Origin of the sequence: Paenibacillus sp. Lou8.1 (genome assembly GCF_024213565.1) — a bacterium.
Taxonomy (GTDB): domain Bacteria; phylum Bacillota; class Bacilli; order Paenibacillales; family Paenibacillaceae; genus Paenibacillus; species Paenibacillus polymyxa_B.
Genome location: NZ_JANAVN010000005.1, coordinates 249,727 through 266,969, shown reverse-complemented (window position 1 = coordinate 266,969; position 17,243 = coordinate 249,727). Strand labels below are relative to the sequence as shown.

Below are 17,243 nucleotides of genomic sequence, written 5' to 3'. Positions count from 1 at the left end.
TGTCATCTTTCGTTATGAATAGTTATGAAAATGAAGAGAAAGAAGGTCTTTCTATGGAAGCTTTTTATGTCAATCGCGATGGCTCATTATCTACTCCATTGCGGGGAAAGGATGTGTTGGCAAATCCCCTTTTGAACAAAGGTGTCGCTTTTACAGAAGAAGAACGCAAAGAACTGGGTTTGGAAGGAATCCTTCCTCCCACCGTCCTTTCATTAGAGAAACAGAGCGTACGGGCATATCAGCAGTTTCTGGCACAACCCACCATGCTGCGAAAAAATGCTTCTCTCAACGACCTTCACAACCGAAATGTCGTACTCTACTACCGGCTGCTAACCGATCATTTGAGTGAAATGCTGCCCGTAGTCTACACGCCGACCGTAGGAACCGCGATTCAAGAATATAGTCACGAGTACAACCGCCCTGGAGGCATATATTTGTCGATAGATAACCCGAACGGTATTGGACAAGCATTCCATAATTCTGGTTTGAGTGGCCATGATGTGGATCTGATCGTCGTGACAGATTCCGAAAGTATTTTAGGGATTGGTGACTGGGGCGTCGGGGGTATTAACATTGCTATCGGCAAGCTTGCAGTGTATACGGCTGCGGCAGGCATTCATCCCGGGCGGGTGCTGCCAATTGTACTGGATGTAGGTACAAATAATGAAAAGCTGCTGAATGATCCACTGTACATCGGAAACCGCCATAAACGGGTTCGCGGAGAAGCCTATAACCAGTTTATTGATACTTTTATCAGCAAAACGTTAGCGCAATTCCCAAAGGCGCTTTTACATTGGGAAGATGTGGGCAGCGTAAATGCACGCCATATTATAGGAAAATACGGTCAAAGCATACTCACCTTCAACGATGATATACAAGGTACAGGAGCGGTGACCTTGGCTGCGATTCTTTCGGCGGTGGATGTCACCAAGACTCCGCTGCGTGAACAAAAAATACTTGTTTTCGGCCCAGGGGCAGCAGGAATCGGTAACGCTGATCAAATTCGGGGTGCTATGATTGAGGACGGCCTTTCCGCAGAAGATTCCTTCAAGTCCTTTTGGGCCTTTGATTATCGCGGGCTGTTAATGGAAGATATGGAAGACGTATTGGAGTATCAGAAACCGTATGTGCGCAAAAAGGATGAAATCAGCTCATGGACCCGATCGGGTGACGGCAAAATACCACTGCTAGAGGTCATCCGTCAGGTGAAGCCTACGATATTGATTGGAACTTCCGGTGTAGCAGGTGCCTTTTCTGAAGAGATCATCAAGGAGATGGCGAAACATGTAGAACGCCCGATCATTATGCCCATGTCCAATCCTACAAACCTTGCAGAAGCAGTACCCGAGGATTTGATACGGTGGACCGATGGCAAAGCACTGATTGCAACCGGAAGTCCTTTTGAGCCCGTCACCTATAACGGTACGAAATTTGAGATTGGACAGGCGAACAATGCCTTTGTTTTTCCGGGACTGGGTCTGGGTGCGATTGTGGTTAAAGCCAAAAGGATTACCCCTGCGATGTTTACAGCGGCAGCAGTTGCTGTTGCCAATGGTGTAGATTCGAATACGCCTGGCGGTGCACTACTCCCTCATATCCGAAAATTACGCGAAGTTTCGTACGCTGTTGCGATTGCGGTTGCAAAAGCCGCGATACAGGATCAGGTAGCCCAGGCGCACATTTCAGATGTGGAACAAGCTATACGGGATGTAATGTGGAAACCGGAATATGCCAAGGTCAAAGCTGTGGAAAGTGTAATTCATCACCCTCACTAAGCTCAAAACACCTAACTAGAGGAAATTTCATATTTTGCACACTATGTTTGACATAGCGTATGAACGTATGTACAGTAATAGTCAAAAGAATAGAAGTCCACTAGGGGAGCCGCTATGGCTGAGACAAGAACGTATCTTGGACCCTTTGAACCTGATCTAGTTCGTACTAGCGTAGGAAAGTGGAGCCTTCGTATATAAGGTTTCAAACGTTTTTTTGCGTATTGGGCCTATTGTTGAAGCCGCTCCATTTTTCCGGGGCGGCTTTTTAGCGTTGTTCCGGAATTATATTCTTACAGGACTTCTTGCTCTTCAATTTGATGGAGGTGGGGAAATTGAGTTTTACACAAGAACTCCGTCGGCAGGCGGACGGCATTTTTCAAGCGATTTTTGAGCACCCCTTTGTGAGAGGTATTGCTGAAGGAAGTTTGACAAGGGGACAGCTGATTCACTATGTAAAACAGGACTTTGAATATTTGAACGCATACATGCGGATATACGGCATCGCAATCTCCAAATGCACGAATCGGGAGGACATGGCTGTATTTAATGAACAAATCTCTTTTATTCTCCACAGCGAGGTTCATCCGCATCAAAATTTCTGTGCTGTCGCAGGGGTGACCTATGAAGAGTTGCAGGGATATCCGCTCGCTCCGTCGGCTCATCACTATATCCGTCACATGCTGACGGTTGCGCATGAGGGTAGCCTGGGCGAGATCTTGGCTGTGCTGCTGCCATGTATGTGGACGTATGCCGAGATTGGTCGCAGGCTGCTGGATGAAGTAAAGCCGGATGAGTCTCATCCGTTCTATGAATGGATGGGCTTCTATGGAGACCAGCTTGATGATACAACACTCAAGTTCCGAGAACGTGTAGATGCTTGGGCGGAAGACGCAACGGCTGCTGAGCGGGAGCGGATGATTGAGCATTTTATACTGAGCTGCCAGCTGGAATATAAGTTCTGGGACATGGCTTATACGCAAGAAGAATGGCCAGTCCAGATGCAGGTAACGGTCTTGGAATAGTTAGCCTGGCAATTCGATTCGTGAAGTACGGTTAAATGCCCTGTTGAACTACCAACTATAGAGAGGATAATCATTATGAGTACATGGGAAAAAAGCTATTCGGATCTCCTGACGAAGGTACAAAACACCAAACCCCTCGTTCACAATATGACCAATGTGGTAGTCACCAACTTTACGGCCAACGGCCTGTATGCATTGGGCGCCTCCCCGGTGATGGCCTATGCACCTGAGGAAGTAGCAGATATGGCAAAAATAGCAGGTGCCGTCGTGTTAAACATCGGTACACTGAACCGCGAACTGGTGGATGCCATGATCATTGCTGGACAATCGGCGAATGCACACGGTGTTCCGGTGCTGCTAGATCCGGTCGGTGCGGGAGCAACGAGCTTTAGAACTGAATCGGCACTGCGAATCCTGAGTGAAGTCAAAATCTCATTGGTGCGGGGCAATGCAGCCGAAGTCGCACATCTTGTTGGAGAAGCGCGTGAGATTAAAGGCGTAGATGCCGGTGACAGTGCTGACAGCGGCCATGTCGATCTGGCAATTCGGGCTGCTCGAACGCTCAATACGATGGTTGTCATTACTGGAAAAGAGGATGTCATCACCGATGGGGCCGAAGCACGAATGATTAGCGGCGGAGACGCGCTCCTCACGAAGGTAACCGGAGCAGGCTGCCTGCTGACCTCTGTGTTAGGTGCCTTTGCAGCTGTTGAACCCAACCTGCTGCTCGCCGGTACAGCAGGTTTGGCATTTTACGGTGCAGCAGCTTCTCGAGCCGCAGCACGTACCGCAGAGCTGGGGCCCGGCAGCTTCCAGATTGCCTTTCTCGACGAGCTGGCCAAACTGCATACAGGTTCACTAGAGGGGCATGTCTCGATCCATGAAGCCGGAACAACAGCAGCAGGTGGTGCGCGATGACAGACGTTCGTGTACCCAGAGCGCTGACGATTGCTGGTTCAGACAGTGGCGGCGGGGCTGGAATTCAAGCTGATCTCAAAACCTTTCAAGAACTTGGCGTGTACGGCATGTCGGCTATTACGGCCATTACCGTACAGAATACCTTAGGGGTCCACGGCGTATATCCGCTACCAGAGGAAGCAACAGCGGAACAGATCGAAGCTGTAGGATTAGACCTTGGAGTGGATGCCCTGAAGACTGGCATGCTGTTTAATGCCGGCATCATCCGTCTTGTGAGCGAGCAGATCCGAAGGTTCGGCTGGAAAAAGGTCGTCGTCGATCCCGTGATGATTGCCAAGGGAGGCGCTGAACTGCTGCAGCTGGAAGCGGTGCAGGCTTTGAAGGACGACCTGCTCCCCTTGGCCCTGGTCGTTACACCGAATATCCCGGAGGCGGAAGCCCTGACAGGGATCAGTATCCATACGATGGAGGATCGCCGCGAGGCTGCGAGACATATTAGCAGTATGGGACCAAAATTCGTTGTGATCAAGGGTGGCCACGCTGACGAGAGCGAGATCAGCGGACAGATTGTTGACCTGCTTTTTGACGGAACCGCCTTTATAGAGCTGAGCGGCAAGCGAGTACGGACTGTCCATACACACGGAACAGGGTGCACTTTCTCGGCAGCGATTACCGCGGAATTAGGGAAAGGGATGTCTGTACCGGAGGCTATCTCGAATGGCAAAGCCTTCATCCAGGCGGCAATTGAGGATACGTTGTGTCTGGGACAGGGACACGGCCCAACCAATCATTGGGCCTACCGACGTCGTCAGGAGATGCTTCTATGAGCGGCAGAATATTGTCAGAGGTGGTGCGCCGCCATCTACAGATATACCTGGTGCTTGGAAGCGTGAATTGCCTCGCGGAACCAGGCTGGGTCGTGCAGGAGGCTCTGGCTGGCGGAGCAACCATGGTCCAGTTCCGAGAAAAGGGTCTCGGCGCGTTAACGGGCGTTCCTATGTTCGAACTTGCGCGCCAGCTACAGGAACTGTGCCGTCACGCTGGTGTCCCCTTCATCATCAATGACGATGTGGAGTTGGCTCTTGAACTCGACGCCGACGGTGTTCACATCGGTCAGGACGATGAATCCGCCGATTCCGTCCGCAAGCGAATCGGAAATCGAATTTTAGGCGTCTCCGCCCATACCATCGAGGAAGCACGTCGAGCCATCCTGCAAGGTGCTGATTATCTCGGCGTCGGACCAATCTATCCCACCATCTCGAAAGATGATGCCCATGCCGTACAGGGACCGGCAATTTTATATGAGATGCGTAAAGCGGGAATTGATGTGCCGATTGTTGGGATCGGAGGTATTACAGTGGACCGTGTTGAGGAAGTCGCACGTGCAGGTGCAGATGGTGTAGCGGTGATTTCAGCCGTGACACAGACAGAGCAGGTTAGAGGTGCGGTCAAGGAATTAAAGAAAAATATGGTCTCATTTCTCAATGATCCGATCTACATGTTTGATATTGATTCAACAGATCATCCAGCTTTTTAGATTGTTCTATTACTTTGGGATGTGTTAAAAATCCATACTTTTTCTGGACCTGGTACAGTTTCTTCCTAGCTCTTTCGACACAAAGTAAAGTCACACTTTGATTCATCAGCATGATCCCTCCTATATGTCATATTTTATAACAAAAAGACGTTTTTTGGATTTTCAAATGATGCGCCTAACAAAAAAAGAACATCACAAAAGTTTGCATAAACAGCGAAACCCCAAAATCCACGTAAAAAAAGCCTCCGTCTCCACTAATAAAGCGGGACCGAGGCTCTTTTTCATAAAAAGATTCAATAAATATTAGAACATACAACCTAACCGTTTTAAGCACCTCCAATTTGTACTTGAGGCGTTATTCTTTGATTTTGGTTATGCGACTGAACAGGCATTGATAAAATAAACAAGAAGCTAGCTGCGATGACCAGCAGAATCATTTTTTTCAACATTGTCTAACCACACCTTTTCTAATAGTTTGAAATACTCTTCCCTTGTTTCGGGAAGCGCATGTGCTTGGAAATGTGCAAAAAGTCCCGTACAGTTTATAAAATAAGTCTCATTATTTAGTATGTGGGCTTTTACCAATGCATATATTAAGTGTTTAAAGCCATCATTGAACATTCCCCGTCTTAAATAGTAATAAGCCAGTTCATAACCAAACCATGCAAAATAATCCGGCATCACTTGTTGGGTGTACATATCAGTAGATTGTGATAGCAGAGCAAAAGAATTAATCTCCACTTCAAAACGTGAAAGGACATCATTGATATCTATTGCATATCGGTTAGCAGCTATCATAACGTTCAGCAACTTGGATAGCTTTTCATTCTCGGTAGTGATTGATGTGGATGCAATATATTCAACATAATGAGGAAGCACATTCGTATCTCCAGATAGGAGTTTATTTACATAAGTATTACCTTCTGCCCAATGCTTGAACAAGTTGACCCAGTGTTGAGTTTTCTGGTCTGTCTCGATCACCCAATCTAAATCTGCGTATGCATTTGTAAATTGTAATGCTTGCTGATAATCGCCTTGGGCTTCACAGACACTCGCACACAGTAAATCAGCATAGGTAATGTACACAAACATCGGGCGACTCAGCCTCTTTTCAGACTCCTCCCACTCTCGCTTTTTCTGTTGATGCTTCAAAGAATATTGGATCTCCGCTTTGGCTCTCATTTTTCGAGCAGTTGCATCGAGCTTGTCCCATTCACGCAGAGAACGATACACATTCGCCAAATCTTTTAACGCATCGAGTTGATCTATTTCATTCAGACGTTCGACAAAGGGTTCAAATCGTGTAGCCGCCTTGAGATTTCGAATCTGATTGTTACCCACCTGAATGGTAAACATACGATACTGACAAGTAGCCAAACGTTCAGAATGCTGGTACTTCTCGCCTTCCGCAATCCCTTCGTAGAGCAACAATGCAGCATTGTGCTGACCTTGTGCGAATAATTTTTCTGCTGCATCAAATAACTTTGGGGAATATAGAAGGTTGTCCATAATATGTCCCACTACAAGCTGTATAGCATCCAACTTGTCCAGTTCCGCACAGCGAAACAACAACGGCTCAATTCGCCTCCAATCCGGGGAACGCTCAATGATGTAGTTATCTATGTATAGTTCGTAAAAAAAACCTTCTGTTAGTCCCATAGCCCAAGTGATTCGATCAAGCTGATGTATAGCAACAGGACGATGCTTGGCAATCCAATTATTAAGTGTTCTTTGATGAACACCTGAATGTTCGGCAAATTGTGCCAGCGTCAAATTGTTTTCCCCTAAATAATCCTCTAACTTCGTCAAAATCGTAGGTGTATGTCCCAAGTCATAACCACCCTTCATACAAAAAATCCAAATTTTATACTTTCACCTCAAATTATTCACCAAGTTTTAACATGTGTCAACATTTTTCTTCCATTATTCCTACTATATAAACTTTAATATGGAAATTAATAACCACTAACATGAGGTCCCTTTTGGAATCAGGTGGTCGCTCGCTCTACTAATTTGAATTCCAGATGATGTATCGTTTCATCCAGCCCTTCGAGGGCATTTCGAATCATAATGAACGCATTCTCAGCTTGCTTGTCTATCGGGTAATGAATCGTAGTTAAATCAAGCAAATGCGAGATTTCGGTGTTATCAAAGCCTACTACTGCAAAATCACTCGGTACAGAAACACCTAGCCTACGCGCTTCAGTCAAAAGACCTGCTGCCAAATAATCGGTAGAACAGGCAAAGGCGTCCGGCCTGTCTGTTTGTGCTCGTTCTGCCCACCAATGAGCTATTTGTTCACCAGCTGCTATTGAATTTAAATCATAAAAATGCGGGAAGGCCTCAGCGTCCAAATCATATTTTTCGCAAAAGTCATGATAAGCTCGAATGCGTTCTTTTGTATTCAACCCCCGCATGCTGCCGTACACATTCACAATTTTCCGATATCCTCGGGCGTACAAATGTTCCAATGCCAGCGTATAGCCCTGATACTGATCCATAAATACAGACGGGATTGCCTCAATGTTTACACGCTGCCAGGTCACAATCGGACCATATTTTGTATAATGCTCAATCACACTCCACTCATTGACACGAATCATGCAGACCAAGGCGTCCAGTTGCTTTCTCCGCAACATTTCCAGCGCCTCAAGTTCTCGCCCCTTCTCCCCATTCGTAATAAACAGCGCTATATTAAAGCCATGCTCCTGGGCATACATTGTAAATCCACGCACAAATAAACCCAATGAATCATTAAAAGAAAGTGAAATAATCCCTATGAGCTTGGTCATGCCCTTTTTTAACGATACCGCATTTAAATTAGGAACATAATCCAGCCGATCTATGACCTCCTGCACACGCTGCCTTGTGGGTTCACTCACGTACGGATGGTTGTTAATGACACGGGATACCGTAGCCGAGGATACCCCCGCCAGCTTTGCAATTTCATGAATATTCGCCATTTTTCTCACCTCGTTCTTTCTATTTTAGCATGTTCGTGTCTAGCATGTTCGTAGTGTCCGCCCTATAATTGTCACCTTCCCAAAATAAGTTTTTTAAAAGCGCTTGACCTGTAATGCATTACAGGGATTACAGTGAATTTGTGCTTAAGAAAGCGGTTTACAAAACATACTTAGGAGGCACTAACTATGAAAAAAGGCATAAAGATTGCAACCATTGGCGGAGGCTCCAGCTATACACCAGAACTAGTAGAAGGCTTCATCAAACGTTATGCAGAGCTTCCCATTCGGGAATTGTGGCTGGTAGATATTGAGGCAGGACGTGAAAAACTGGAGATCGTAGGTGCTATGGCCAAACGGATGGTGAAGGCCGCAGGCATTGATTGTGAGGTACATTTGACGCTGGATCGTCGGGAAGCGTTGAAGGACGCCGATTTTGTAACGACCCAATTTCGGGTAGGCTTGCTGGAAGCCCGGATTAAGGATGAAAGTATTCCGTTAAAACATGGCATGATCGGTCAGGAGACCAATGGGGCCGGAGGAATGTTCAAAGCGTTTCGCACCATACCCGTTATCCTCAGTATCGTCGAAGATATGAAAGAACTATGTCCGAATGCATGGTTGATTAATTTTACCAACCCTGCGGGTATGGTCACCGAAGCCGTGCTTCGTTATGGTCAGTGGGATAAAGTCATCGGATTATGTAATGTTCCAATCGGCGCGATCAAGAGTGCATCAGCTGTGCTGGACAAACCGGAAGAAGAGCTGTTCTTTAAATTTGCAGGGATTAACCACCTTCATTGGCACAAGGTTTATGACAAAACAGGGGCCGAATTAACAGAGCAAGTTATTGAAGGACTGTACGCTCCGGGTGCAAAACCAGAGAAAGTCGTTGAAAATATTAAGAACATGCGCTTCCTGTATGATCAAGTTCGTCAATTGAAAATGCTGCCTTGTCCTTACCATCGGTATTACTATATGACGGATAACATGCTCAAGGAAGAATTAGAGGAAGCCAAAAACGAAGGAACTCGGGGCCAAGTGGTCAAACGTCTGGAAGAAAGTCTGTTCGAACTGTATAAAGATCCGAATCTGGATTACAAACCAGAGGAATTATCCAAACGCGGTGGTGCGCATTACAGCGATGCAGCCTGTGAAATCATTAATTCCATTTATAACAACAAAGGCACATTGATGGTCGTTAGTACACGTAACAATGGTGCGATTGATGATGTTCCTTATGATAGCGCCATCGAAGTGACCAGTGTTATTCGCGCCCACGGTGCCGAACCTGTCAACTTTGGCAAATTCCCACCTGCACAGCGGGGCTTGCTGCAAGTAATGAAGGCAATGGAAGAGCTGACGATTGAAGCGGCGGTCACCGGTGACTATGCAACAGCACTGCAAGCCTTCACCCTGAATCCGCTCGTACCAAGCGGGGACATTGCTCAAACCGTACTGGATGAATTGCTAGAAGCACACAAAGAGCATCTACCTCAATTCTTTGCTCATAAGGAGAAGGCGACGGTATAAAGCTAGAATCAATTATCCTGCTGGAACACAAAAAAAGCTTCCTACATGTAGGAAGCTTTTTGCTATACGTCCCAGGAGTACTTGCTGGGACGTTGGTGTTATTGGGTTTGTACTTGGCTTGACAATCCGTCATTAAGCTTATTGATAAATTTGTTAGACTTTTTTAAAGTATGATCTCCGTTGAAAAAGCAATAACCGCTTTCCCCGTAATTTGAACTAATACGGGTTTTCCCTGTTCCTTTTTCACATGAACATGCATTGTTCCCTCTCTTTTGATTGCCTCACCTTGTAAAATATCAAAATCAAAAGACTGCTCATTCTCATTTTGCAAAATGTTATAGTGTACCAAATAGGCTCCAAGCGGTCCGTTTGCATTTCCTGTCACCGGGTCTTCAGCTATTCCAATTGCAGGAGCAAACATTCTTCCGTGAACCAATATATCCTCTTGTGGATTTAATGTAAAAACATAATATCCATTACATCCAATATGCTTGCTGATTTCTGTAAGCTTCTGCAAATCAGGTTTTAAACTATGTAGTATTTCATTGGAGTAAATCGGAACCATTACCTTAGAATGACCTGTTGAAGATATTGCAACTGGATATTCCATGCAAATATCTTTACAAGAAATACCTAACGCATTTGCAATCTGACTTCTTATTTCATCATTTAAAGGCTCTGATATAGAAGGTTCTCCCTGTGTCATTACAATAGAATAGTCATCTTCATACTTTATAACATCAACAGGCAATATACCTGCTTTTGTTTTTTGAATAATTCTTCCAGTTTCAGCTTTTCTCTCAATTGCATAAATATAATGTGCTGCTACTGTTGCATGACCACAAATTGGAACCTCTGTTGTTGGAGTAAAAAATCTTACTTCAACATCATAATTTGAAGAATCTGTTTCAAAAATAAATGCAGTTTCCGAATTATTTAATTCTCTTGCAATTCTCTGCATCTGCTCATCTGTAAGTCCATTTGCATTTGGAACAACTCCAGCAGGGTTACCATGAAATCTATTTTTTGTAAATGAGTCTACTTGATATATTCTATATTTTTTCATAATTTCGCCTCTATAAATACTAGTTTGTCTGTCTGTTAAATCTGATATTAACATACTTTTTAGGCAGTTTCACTTAAATTAAAAGATATAATATGGCCCTTTAATGAAAACGAACTGATCCTTATTATAGAATCGCGCTCTTTTATGGAAGATTGTTATTAAACTAAAGCCGCAGTTAGCTGAAATGGTCTTCTCAATCCTTATCTAAAAGCGGAATAAATCTTTTATGATTATAGATACTTTTAGATTCTGCCACGCCTGTTGAATAACCAAAATAAGTAACTCAATTCATGAAACAAGAGGTGCACTGAAGAAGAACGCGCCGAATCTGAATCAGCCATTCAACAGGTAGTTTTGAACAGAAATAGACGAGAAAATCGCGCAAAGGAAAGAACGGCATGTTGGGGCCATGAAGTCTGAGCAGCAACAAATAGCCAATTGAGCAGGACATAGACGATTAGAGCACAGAATAATTGCCCATAGACCGCATTTTCAGTCGTACCAAACAGCGTTGGAATATTCAAATGTTGCTTGATCCAACGAAAGAAGACTTCAATCTGCCATCGAGCCTTATAGATCTGTGCGATTTGTTCTGCGGTCACCTGCATTAAATCGGTAACCACCCGAATTTCCCGACCTTCAAAATCCCGAAACATCACCACACGATGACGTTGTCTGGAACGACACTGAGGGGTTCCCAACTGGCAAGTGATATCCCGAATGACGGATGAATCTGGCTTCGTAAGGCGACGTAGCGCATGAGGCTTTTCCAAATGGACGTTGTCGCGAAGCCGAATGACAAACGATTGTCCATGGGTTTTGAAGTGATCCAGACGCTCCAGTTTCCCATAAGCACGGTCCATCACCAAAATGTAGTCCGGTTGAGCCAACGCTTCACTCATGGGGCCATCATGCTTGGAGCCCAGCGTTTCGACCACCTGAAGGGGTTGCCCATTTTCTGCTCGTAAAGCGACTTGAAGTTTAATACCTGCACGCTCCCCGTGATAAGGAGCCCAAGGCAAACGCGTTTTTCCCACCGTCATCGTGGTTGAATCGATGAGTAATAATTCTTTTGGGCCTATTAACTTCACAACCCTTTGAACTTCTTCAGGAGTCAGCATAGATTCAAGGATAGATGTAATCGTGATAGAATTTTTCATGAGATCGTCTTCTTTCGGATTCGTTTGGATGGTACCAACGATTCTACAGAAAAGACGATCTTTTTTCTACCATTTTGTGGTTATTCAACAGGCGTGCTACTATATAAAGGTATTAGTTTACTGTATGTTTCGGAGCGGCTTGGTCACGCCTCATTAGATATCACTACCTCTACATATGCCCACCTTATGAAAGAGCTACGTGAACAGGATTCAAAACAACAGACATTTTTGAACATTTATATAGCGTGTAAAAATCGTGTGTATAATTTGAGTAAACAGGTGTATTGATCACACCTTTTTCTAACGTTTTCTATCGTAACCCCAATAAAAGAAAAAACGCCCCAAACCCTTATATATCAAGGATTTGAAGCATTTTTAATTTCGTTCAAACTTTACATATCTGAACGCTTCGACGTCCCAGGAGGGATTCGAACCCCCGACCGACGGCTTAGAAGGCCGTTGCTCTATCCAGCTGAGCTACTGGGACAAGATGCTGATCAATAAAACCTTATGTATTCAGCGCATTGATTATTATATCACATTTCGAGCAACTGTCAAAAGCATTTTTTCATGATGTAGGGAAGTGGGCTGCAAAAGGAATCATTTGGACGCTAACGGGGTATTATGTACAAAGAACCATGCATAAAGGAGGGGTTAATCTGTGAGAGGTCTTTTGTCGTCACTTTGTTATTTCAGCATTTTCTTCGCACCTTTTCTAGTGCCTGTCATTGTGTGGATTGCAGTACGGGACGAATATGTTCAGGGACATGCAAAAAAAGCTATTTTATCGCATATTTTCCCCATTATTGCGGCAATTCCGCTAGTGTATTTTATTATTACCGCGAATCATGCAGGTTCAGTGATCGGTTTTGTACTGCTATTCGTAGTGGTCTATCTCGGAGTTTTTGTTTATAACATCTACAAAGGGATTATGACGCTGCGTGAAGCGGCTTAGTTCAAAAAGAAGCCTCCTACATACCGCTAATTTGGCGGGATACGGAGGCTTCTTTAGGGTCATTTTTGATGAGTTGCTGTTGCTATTGGGTTCAATGGATGCTTATTTATTCCCAAAGCGTTTAGGACTTCTCCGTACTTCATGTCTTACGTTTTTCTCCAGCACTTCTTCCGCGAACTCATTGTTATGAATATAACTGCTGCCTTTGTTTTTCTTATAATTCGCTTTGCCGTCTATGATTTCCCCCTCCTTTCACGCTGATCCGGCGATGGCGCCGGGGCCCAAATCAACAAAAGCCGAGGCATAGCACACCATATCCTCATGCTCCGAACTCCTTGGCGAACTCTGTGCTGAGCTGCCCATAGGAGAGCAATTCTTTTTTAAACTTCTCTCGCTCCTCACCAGCAGTAATGTGTGTAGAGTCGGTAAAAGCCTTGTCTGTCACTTCCTCAAATGCCGAATGCAGATTATTGTCGTACCAATCCAGCTCCAGATCGGCGTCATTGCGGATGATCCGTATCATGTCATAGTCATGCTGACCATCCGTCTGATCCTTGGCCGTAATATAGACCAACAGTTCCGGGTCATCTGCGGCACCGGGCCGCACCTCTACCTCAGCGCAGCGCACTCCGTCAAGTTCAGTGAAGCGGCGTATTTTGGCATCCTTGATGTAGTACATGGTCTCCCTCCTTCCTTGCGAGTAGACGGGTTGCCCCATCTGTAGTTTTCGGAACGGACAGACATTTTATGCTTCTTTTCGGCATATATACTGATGAACTGGGGATTTAGTTTTTGATTCATTCCAACACTGGATGAACACGACAAAGAGAGGATGAACAGACATGTGCGGAATTACAGGTTTCATACAGTGGAACGGAGACTTAATGCATCAATCTGAGCTGCTGCTGAATATGACACAAACGCTCTCCGATCGCGGACCGGATGCTGCGGGTACCTGGATATCCAACCCGTGTGCCTTCGGACACCGAAGATTGAGCGTTATGGACCCGGAAAATGGCGCTCAGCCCATGATCCGGCAGCTGGAGGATATCACTTATACGATTGTATATAACGGGGAAATATATAACGCGCCTGAGCTGAAAAAAGAGCTGCAACAGCGCGGGCATTTTTTCCGTACACAATGCGACACGGAGGTGCTGCTCGAATCCTATATCGAATGGGGCCCTGAATGTGTGGATCGGTTAAACGGCATTTTTGCGTTTGCGGTCTGGGATAGCGAGCGGGAGCAGGTATTTCTGGCACGAGATCGGCTGGGAGTAAAGCCGCTATTTTATAGCCAAACCGAAGAAGTATTCGTATTTGGCTCAGAACCCAAAGCACTGCTCCAGCATCCAGCGGTAGAGGCAGCAGTGGACGCCGAGGGATTGGCCGAAATTTTTATCATCGGGCCTGCACGTACCCCCGGACACGGCGTCTATTCGTCTATGAAGGAGCTACGCCCCGGGCATACGTTAACCTACAGCCGCGACGGCGTGCGCATCCAAGCCTACTGGACACTGGAAAGCATTGCGCATGAGGATAATACCGAAGAAACGGCACTTAAGGTAAGAGAGCTGTTGCTGGATACGGTGGAGCGGCAGCTCATTTCGGATGTTCCCGTGTGCACCTTATTGTCTGGCGGGCTGGATTCAAGCGCTCTATCCGCATTAGCTGTCGATTATTACAAACGTACCGGGCAGGGACAAGTTCATACGTATTCGGTCGATTATGTGGATAACGACAAGCATTTTAAAGCCCATGCGTTTCAACCCGGAGCCGATGCTCCCTGGATTCAGCGGATGGTGGATGAATTAGGGACAAATCATCACTGGATTGAATTCGATACGCCAGAAGTCGTAGCAGCTCTGAACAACTCCACGCTAACGCGGGATTTACCCGGAATGGCGGACGTCGATTCGTCGCTGTATCTCTTTTGCCGGGAGATTAAAAAAGGAGCTACGGTCGCTATTTCCGGCGAGGCTGCGGATGAAGTTTTTGGCGGATATCCTTGGTTCCACCGGGAGGATATGCTGAATTCGGGGACATTCCCGTGGGCAGTTGCACCCGATATGAGAGCCAGTCTGTTGTCTCCTGAGGTACGGGACTGGATCAAGCCGCTGGAGTATTTGAACGATCGCTACTCAGAAGCGGTAGGAGAGGTCCCGAAGCTACCGGGGGAAACAGGAAAAGCTGCGCAAATGCGCGTCATGTCCTATTTGAACATCACCCGCTTTATGCCTACTCTACTGGATCGCAAGGATCGGATGAGTATGGGAGCCGGACTGGAAGTGCGGGTGCCGTATTGCGATCATCGTTTGGTACAATATGTATGGAACATTCCGTGGAGTATCAAGATGACAGGCGGACGTGAAAAAGGTATTTTGCGCAAGGCGCTGGAGGGTGTATTGCCGGATGATGTGCTGTATCGCAAAAAAAGCCCATATCCCAAAACGCATAACCCTTCCTATCTTGAGGCTGTGAAAAAGCAGGCGCTGCAGCTACTGGATGACTCCTCTTCCCCACTGCTCAAGCTGATCGATGCGCAAAAGGTACGTGATATTGCCGCCTCACCGGAGGCATCCACCAATCTGCCTTGGTTTGGTCAGCTGATGTCGGGTCCCCAGTTGTTCGCCTATTTGGCTCAAGTGGATAACTGGTTGCGCACTTACAAGGTAGCTATTCGATAAGCTACGCTGAATGCTGAAGCAATAGAGCTTCTAAGCGGCAGCGCAATTTTTCGCTGTGTACTATATGGGGAACAGAAAGTACCAAAAAGGCTATCCGCAGCTTATGACTGACGGATAGCCTGTTTTTCGTTATGTGAATGGGGGATGATTTCGCCCCTGTTACCAATGCTATGCCTGTGGATTACCCAACTTTGTTGCCAAATCACGCAGAGCTATCCCTCGGTGACTGATAGCCTGCTTTTGTTCTAACGTTAGCTCGGCCATTGTCTTTTCAAACTCTGGCAAATAAAACAGCGGATCATACCCAAATCCGCCGCTACCGGCGGTTTCAGTAGTAATCCAGCCCTCCACAGAGCCTGTCGATTCCAACGTCTCGCCAGTCTGCGGATTATATAGAATCAAGGTACAGACGAATTGAGCCGGGCTTAGCAAAGGCTGTCCCGTATCATCACCCAGCTGCTTCGATTCTAGAACGTCGAGCAGCTTAATATTGTTTTCGTGATCGCTGGCACCTTCTCCAGCATAACGGGCAGAGTATACCCCCGGTGCACCGTCCAGCAAGTCCACGCAGAGGCCGGAATCATCGGCCAGTACGGGCAATCCGAGCACATCTCCAACCGCTTTAGCTTTTTTCAGTGCATTTTCGGCAAAGGTTTTGCCATCTTCAACGACATCAGGAATGTCGGGATAATCGTACATGCTTCTGACTTCCTTGCCGAACGGCGCAAAAGCATGCGCAAATTCCCGCACCTTTCCTTTATTTTTCGTAGCGACAATGACGATCGGGCCATCCAGCCGCATTAGGCGCCAGCTCCTGTACGTCCAGCACCGATCTTATCAGCAATCGGTCCAAGCACTTCTTTTTGGCGCTCAATCATTTGCAGAATCCCTTGTTCGCCCAAGCTAAGCAGTTGATCCAATTCGTTACGGTCAAATGGGCTTTCTTCACCTGTACCTTGCAGCTCAACATATTTTCCGCTGCCAGTCATAACAAGATTCATGTCTACTTTGGCCTTGGAATCCTCTTCATAGTTCAGATCCAGCAACGCTTTTTCACCAACAACCCCTACGCTGACGGAAGCCAGGAAATCGGTAATTGGAAAAACAGGCAACTTGTGCTGGGTGGCAATTTTATTGACCGCAATCGCCAACGCTACGAAAGAACCGGTAATTGAGGTTGTGCGTGTTCCGCCGTCCGCCTGAATGACGTCACAATCCAACGTAATCGTCCGTTCACCAAGCGCCTGCAAATTGACCACCGAACGCAACGCTCTTCCAATCAGACGCTGAATTTCCATGGTGCGGCCTGTCAGCTTGCCACGCGCAGCTTCACGCTGATTACGGCTATGAGTCGCACGCGGAAGCATGGAATACTCTGCGGTCACCCAGCCCTTTCCTTGTCCCTTCATAAAGGGGGGTACGCGTTCTTCTACAGTAGCCGTGCAAATGACTTTCGTCTCGCCAACCTCTATAAAAACAGAGCCTTCCGCGTATTTATTTACTCCTGCTGTCAATTTCATCGGGCGCAGCTCATCACCGTTTCGTCCGTTAGATCTACTCATGCTTTTTCCTCCTACGTCGTATGCAACCTGTTCTTATATGTTTATTTTACCAAAGTGTGCAGGCAAAA

General features: G+C 46.2%; 16 protein-coding genes, 1 tRNA gene and 1 riboswitch. Of the genes, 8 read left to right on the top strand and 9 right to left on the bottom strand.

What is annotated here, in order from left to right:
• The first annotated feature begins 53 nt into the window (after positions 1–53).
• The 5 genes from NLX78_RS09445 (at position 54) to thiE (ending at position 5,252) form a co-directional block, all read left to right on the top strand.
• Positions 54–1,775: an NAD-dependent malic enzyme gene (locus tag NLX78_RS09445; protein ID WP_254350233.1), complete on the top strand. Its 1,722-nt coding sequence runs from the start codon at positions 54–56 to the stop codon at positions 1,773–1,775.
• Between the two features lie 92 nt (positions 1,776–1,867).
• Positions 1,868–1,970: riboswitch (TPP riboswitch) on the top strand.
• A gap of 137 nt (positions 1,971–2,107) precedes the next feature.
• On the top strand, positions 2,108–2,797 hold the full coding sequence (gene tenA / locus NLX78_RS09440) for a thiaminase II (RefSeq protein WP_254350232.1): 690 nt from the start codon (positions 2,108–2,110) through the stop codon (positions 2,795–2,797).
• Positions 2,798–2,872: 75 nt separating this feature from the next.
• Positions 2,873–3,715 (top strand): hydroxyethylthiazole kinase, encoded by an 843-nt coding sequence (thiM, locus tag NLX78_RS09435; RefSeq protein WP_254350231.1) that lies wholly within the window; start codon positions 2,873–2,875, stop codon positions 3,713–3,715.
• Positions 3,712–4,542: a bifunctional hydroxymethylpyrimidine kinase/phosphomethylpyrimidine kinase gene (gene thiD, locus NLX78_RS09430; protein ID WP_254350230.1), complete on the top strand. Its 831-nt coding sequence runs from the start codon at positions 3,712–3,714 to the stop codon at positions 4,540–4,542. The genes thiM and thiD overlap by 4 nt, the downstream gene beginning before the upstream one ends.
• Positions 4,539–5,252: a thiamine phosphate synthase gene (thiE, locus tag NLX78_RS09425; protein ID WP_254350229.1), complete on the top strand. Its 714-nt coding sequence runs from the start codon at positions 4,539–4,541 to the stop codon at positions 5,250–5,252. The genes thiD and thiE overlap by 4 nt, the downstream gene beginning before the upstream one ends.
• On the opposite strand, the gene NLX78_RS09420 is transcribed toward thiE, so the two are convergent.
• From NLX78_RS09420 to NLX78_RS09410, 3 genes are all read right to left on the bottom strand, one after another.
• Positions 5,197–5,364 (bottom strand): aspartyl-phosphate phosphatase Spo0E family protein, encoded by a 168-nt coding sequence (locus NLX78_RS09420; protein ID WP_080682975.1) that lies wholly within the window; start codon positions 5,362–5,364, stop codon positions 5,197–5,199. The two genes, thiE and NLX78_RS09420, sit on opposite strands and share 56 nt — an antisense overlap.
• A 299-nt stretch (positions 5,365–5,663) precedes the next feature.
• Entirely contained in the window at positions 5,664–7,100 is a 1,437-nt protein-coding gene (locus NLX78_RS09415; RefSeq protein ID WP_483311675.1) for a helix-turn-helix domain-containing protein, read from the bottom strand.
• 140 nt (positions 7,101–7,240) lie between these two features.
• Positions 7,241–8,215: a LacI family DNA-binding transcriptional regulator gene (locus tag NLX78_RS09410; RefSeq protein ID WP_061828852.1), complete on the bottom strand. Its 975-nt coding sequence runs from the start codon at positions 8,213–8,215 to the stop codon at positions 7,241–7,243.
• Between the two features lie 186 nt (positions 8,216–8,401).
• Here NLX78_RS09410 and NLX78_RS09405 point away from each other — a divergent pair, with 186 nt between their 5' ends.
• Complete coding sequence (locus NLX78_RS09405; RefSeq protein ID WP_013311670.1) at positions 8,402–9,745, top strand: 6-phospho-beta-glucosidase; 1,344 nt, start codon at positions 8,402–8,404, stop codon at positions 9,743–9,745.
• A gap of 163 nt (positions 9,746–9,908) precedes the next feature.
• On the opposite strand, the gene NLX78_RS09400 is transcribed toward NLX78_RS09405, so the two are convergent.
• The 3 genes from NLX78_RS09400 to NLX78_RS09390 form a co-directional block, all read right to left on the bottom strand.
• Positions 9,909–10,811: a PhzF family isomerase gene (locus NLX78_RS09400; RefSeq protein ID WP_254350228.1), complete on the bottom strand. Its 903-nt coding sequence runs from the start codon at positions 10,809–10,811 to the stop codon at positions 9,909–9,911.
• Between the two features lie 341 nt (positions 10,812–11,152).
• On the bottom strand, positions 11,153–11,971 hold the full coding sequence (locus NLX78_RS09395) for an IS4 family transposase (protein WP_254350227.1): 819 nt from the start codon (positions 11,969–11,971) through the stop codon (positions 11,153–11,155).
• 413 nt (positions 11,972–12,384) lie between these two features.
• Positions 12,385–12,458: transfer RNA gene (locus NLX78_RS09390), tRNA-Arg, on the bottom strand.
• A 174-nt stretch (positions 12,459–12,632) separates the two neighbouring features.
• On the opposite strand from NLX78_RS09390, the gene NLX78_RS09385 reads away from it, so the two are divergent.
• Positions 12,633–12,926, top strand: a complete 294-nt coding sequence (locus NLX78_RS09385; RefSeq protein WP_016324668.1) for a magnetosome magnetite crystal formation protein family — start codon at positions 12,633–12,635, stop codon at positions 12,924–12,926.
• Between the two features lie 319 nt (positions 12,927–13,245).
• Here the strand turns inward: NLX78_RS09385 and NLX78_RS09380 are convergent, their stop codons facing one another.
• Complete coding sequence (locus NLX78_RS09380) at positions 13,246–13,605, bottom strand: hypothetical protein (RefSeq protein WP_069290242.1); 360 nt, start codon at positions 13,603–13,605, stop codon at positions 13,246–13,248.
• Between the two features lie 163 nt (positions 13,606–13,768).
• Here NLX78_RS09380 and asnB point away from each other — a divergent pair, with 163 nt between their 5' ends.
• A complete protein-coding gene (gene asnB, locus NLX78_RS09375) occupies positions 13,769–15,613 on the top strand; it encodes an asparagine synthase (glutamine-hydrolyzing) (RefSeq protein ID WP_029518362.1) in 1,845 nt (614 codons plus the stop codon).
• 168 nt (positions 15,614–15,781) lie between these two features.
• Here the strand turns inward: asnB and NLX78_RS09370 are convergent, their stop codons facing one another.
• Together NLX78_RS09370 and rph are read right to left on the bottom strand one after the other, a co-directional pair.
• Positions 15,782–16,414 (bottom strand): XTP/dITP diphosphatase, encoded by a 633-nt coding sequence (locus NLX78_RS09370; protein WP_254350226.1) that lies wholly within the window; start codon positions 16,412–16,414, stop codon positions 15,782–15,784.
• On the bottom strand, positions 16,414–17,175 hold the full coding sequence (gene rph / locus NLX78_RS09365; RefSeq protein ID WP_013311675.1) for a ribonuclease PH: 762 nt from the start codon (positions 17,173–17,175) through the stop codon (positions 16,414–16,416). Before rph ends, NLX78_RS09370 begins: the two co-directional genes overlap by 1 nt.
• Between the last annotated feature and the right edge of the window lie 68 nt (positions 17,176–17,243).

Excerpts from the sequence above, each read along its gene's own strand:
- asnB (WP_029518362.1), top strand. The coding sequence starts at position 13,769 with ATGTGCGGAATTACAGGTTTCATACAGTGGAACGGAGACTTAATGCAT.
- NLX78_RS09370 (WP_254350226.1), bottom strand. The coding sequence starts at position 16,414 with ATGCGGCTGGATGGCCCGATCGTCATTGTCGCTACGAAAAATAAAGGA.
- NLX78_RS09400 (WP_254350228.1), bottom strand. The coding sequence starts at position 10,811 with ATGAAAAAATATAGAATATATCAAGTAGACTCATTTACAAAAAATAGA.
- NLX78_RS09410 (WP_061828852.1), bottom strand. The coding sequence starts at position 8,215 with ATGGCGAATATTCATGAAATTGCAAAGCTGGCGGGGGTATCCTCGGCT.
- NLX78_RS09405 (WP_013311670.1), top strand. The coding sequence starts at position 8,402 with ATGAAAAAAGGCATAAAGATTGCAACCATTGGCGGAGGCTCCAGCTAT.
- NLX78_RS09445 (WP_254350233.1), top strand. The coding sequence starts at position 54 with ATGGAAGCTTTTTATGTCAATCGCGATGGCTCATTATCTACTCCATTG.
- NLX78_RS09395 (WP_254350227.1), bottom strand. The coding sequence starts at position 11,971 with ATGAAAAATTCTATCACGATTACATCTATCCTTGAATCTATGCTGACT.
- thiD (WP_254350230.1), top strand. The coding sequence starts at position 3,712 with ATGACAGACGTTCGTGTACCCAGAGCGCTGACGATTGCTGGTTCAGAC.
- NLX78_RS09380 (WP_069290242.1), bottom strand. The coding sequence starts at position 13,605 with ATGTACTACATCAAGGATGCCAAAATACGCCGCTTCACTGAACTTGAC.
- rph (WP_013311675.1), bottom strand. The coding sequence starts at position 17,175 with ATGAGTAGATCTAACGGACGAAACGGTGATGAGCTGCGCCCGATGAAA.
- NLX78_RS09420 (WP_080682975.1), bottom strand. The coding sequence starts at position 5,364 with ATGCTGATGAATCAAAGTGTGACTTTACTTTGTGTCGAAAGAGCTAGG.
- thiE (WP_254350229.1), top strand. The coding sequence starts at position 4,539 with ATGAGCGGCAGAATATTGTCAGAGGTGGTGCGCCGCCATCTACAGATA.
- NLX78_RS09415 (WP_483311675.1), bottom strand. The coding sequence starts at position 7,100 with ATGAAGGGTGGTTATGACTTGGGACATACACCTACGATTTTGACGAAG.
- thiM (WP_254350231.1), top strand. The coding sequence starts at position 2,873 with ATGAGTACATGGGAAAAAAGCTATTCGGATCTCCTGACGAAGGTACAA.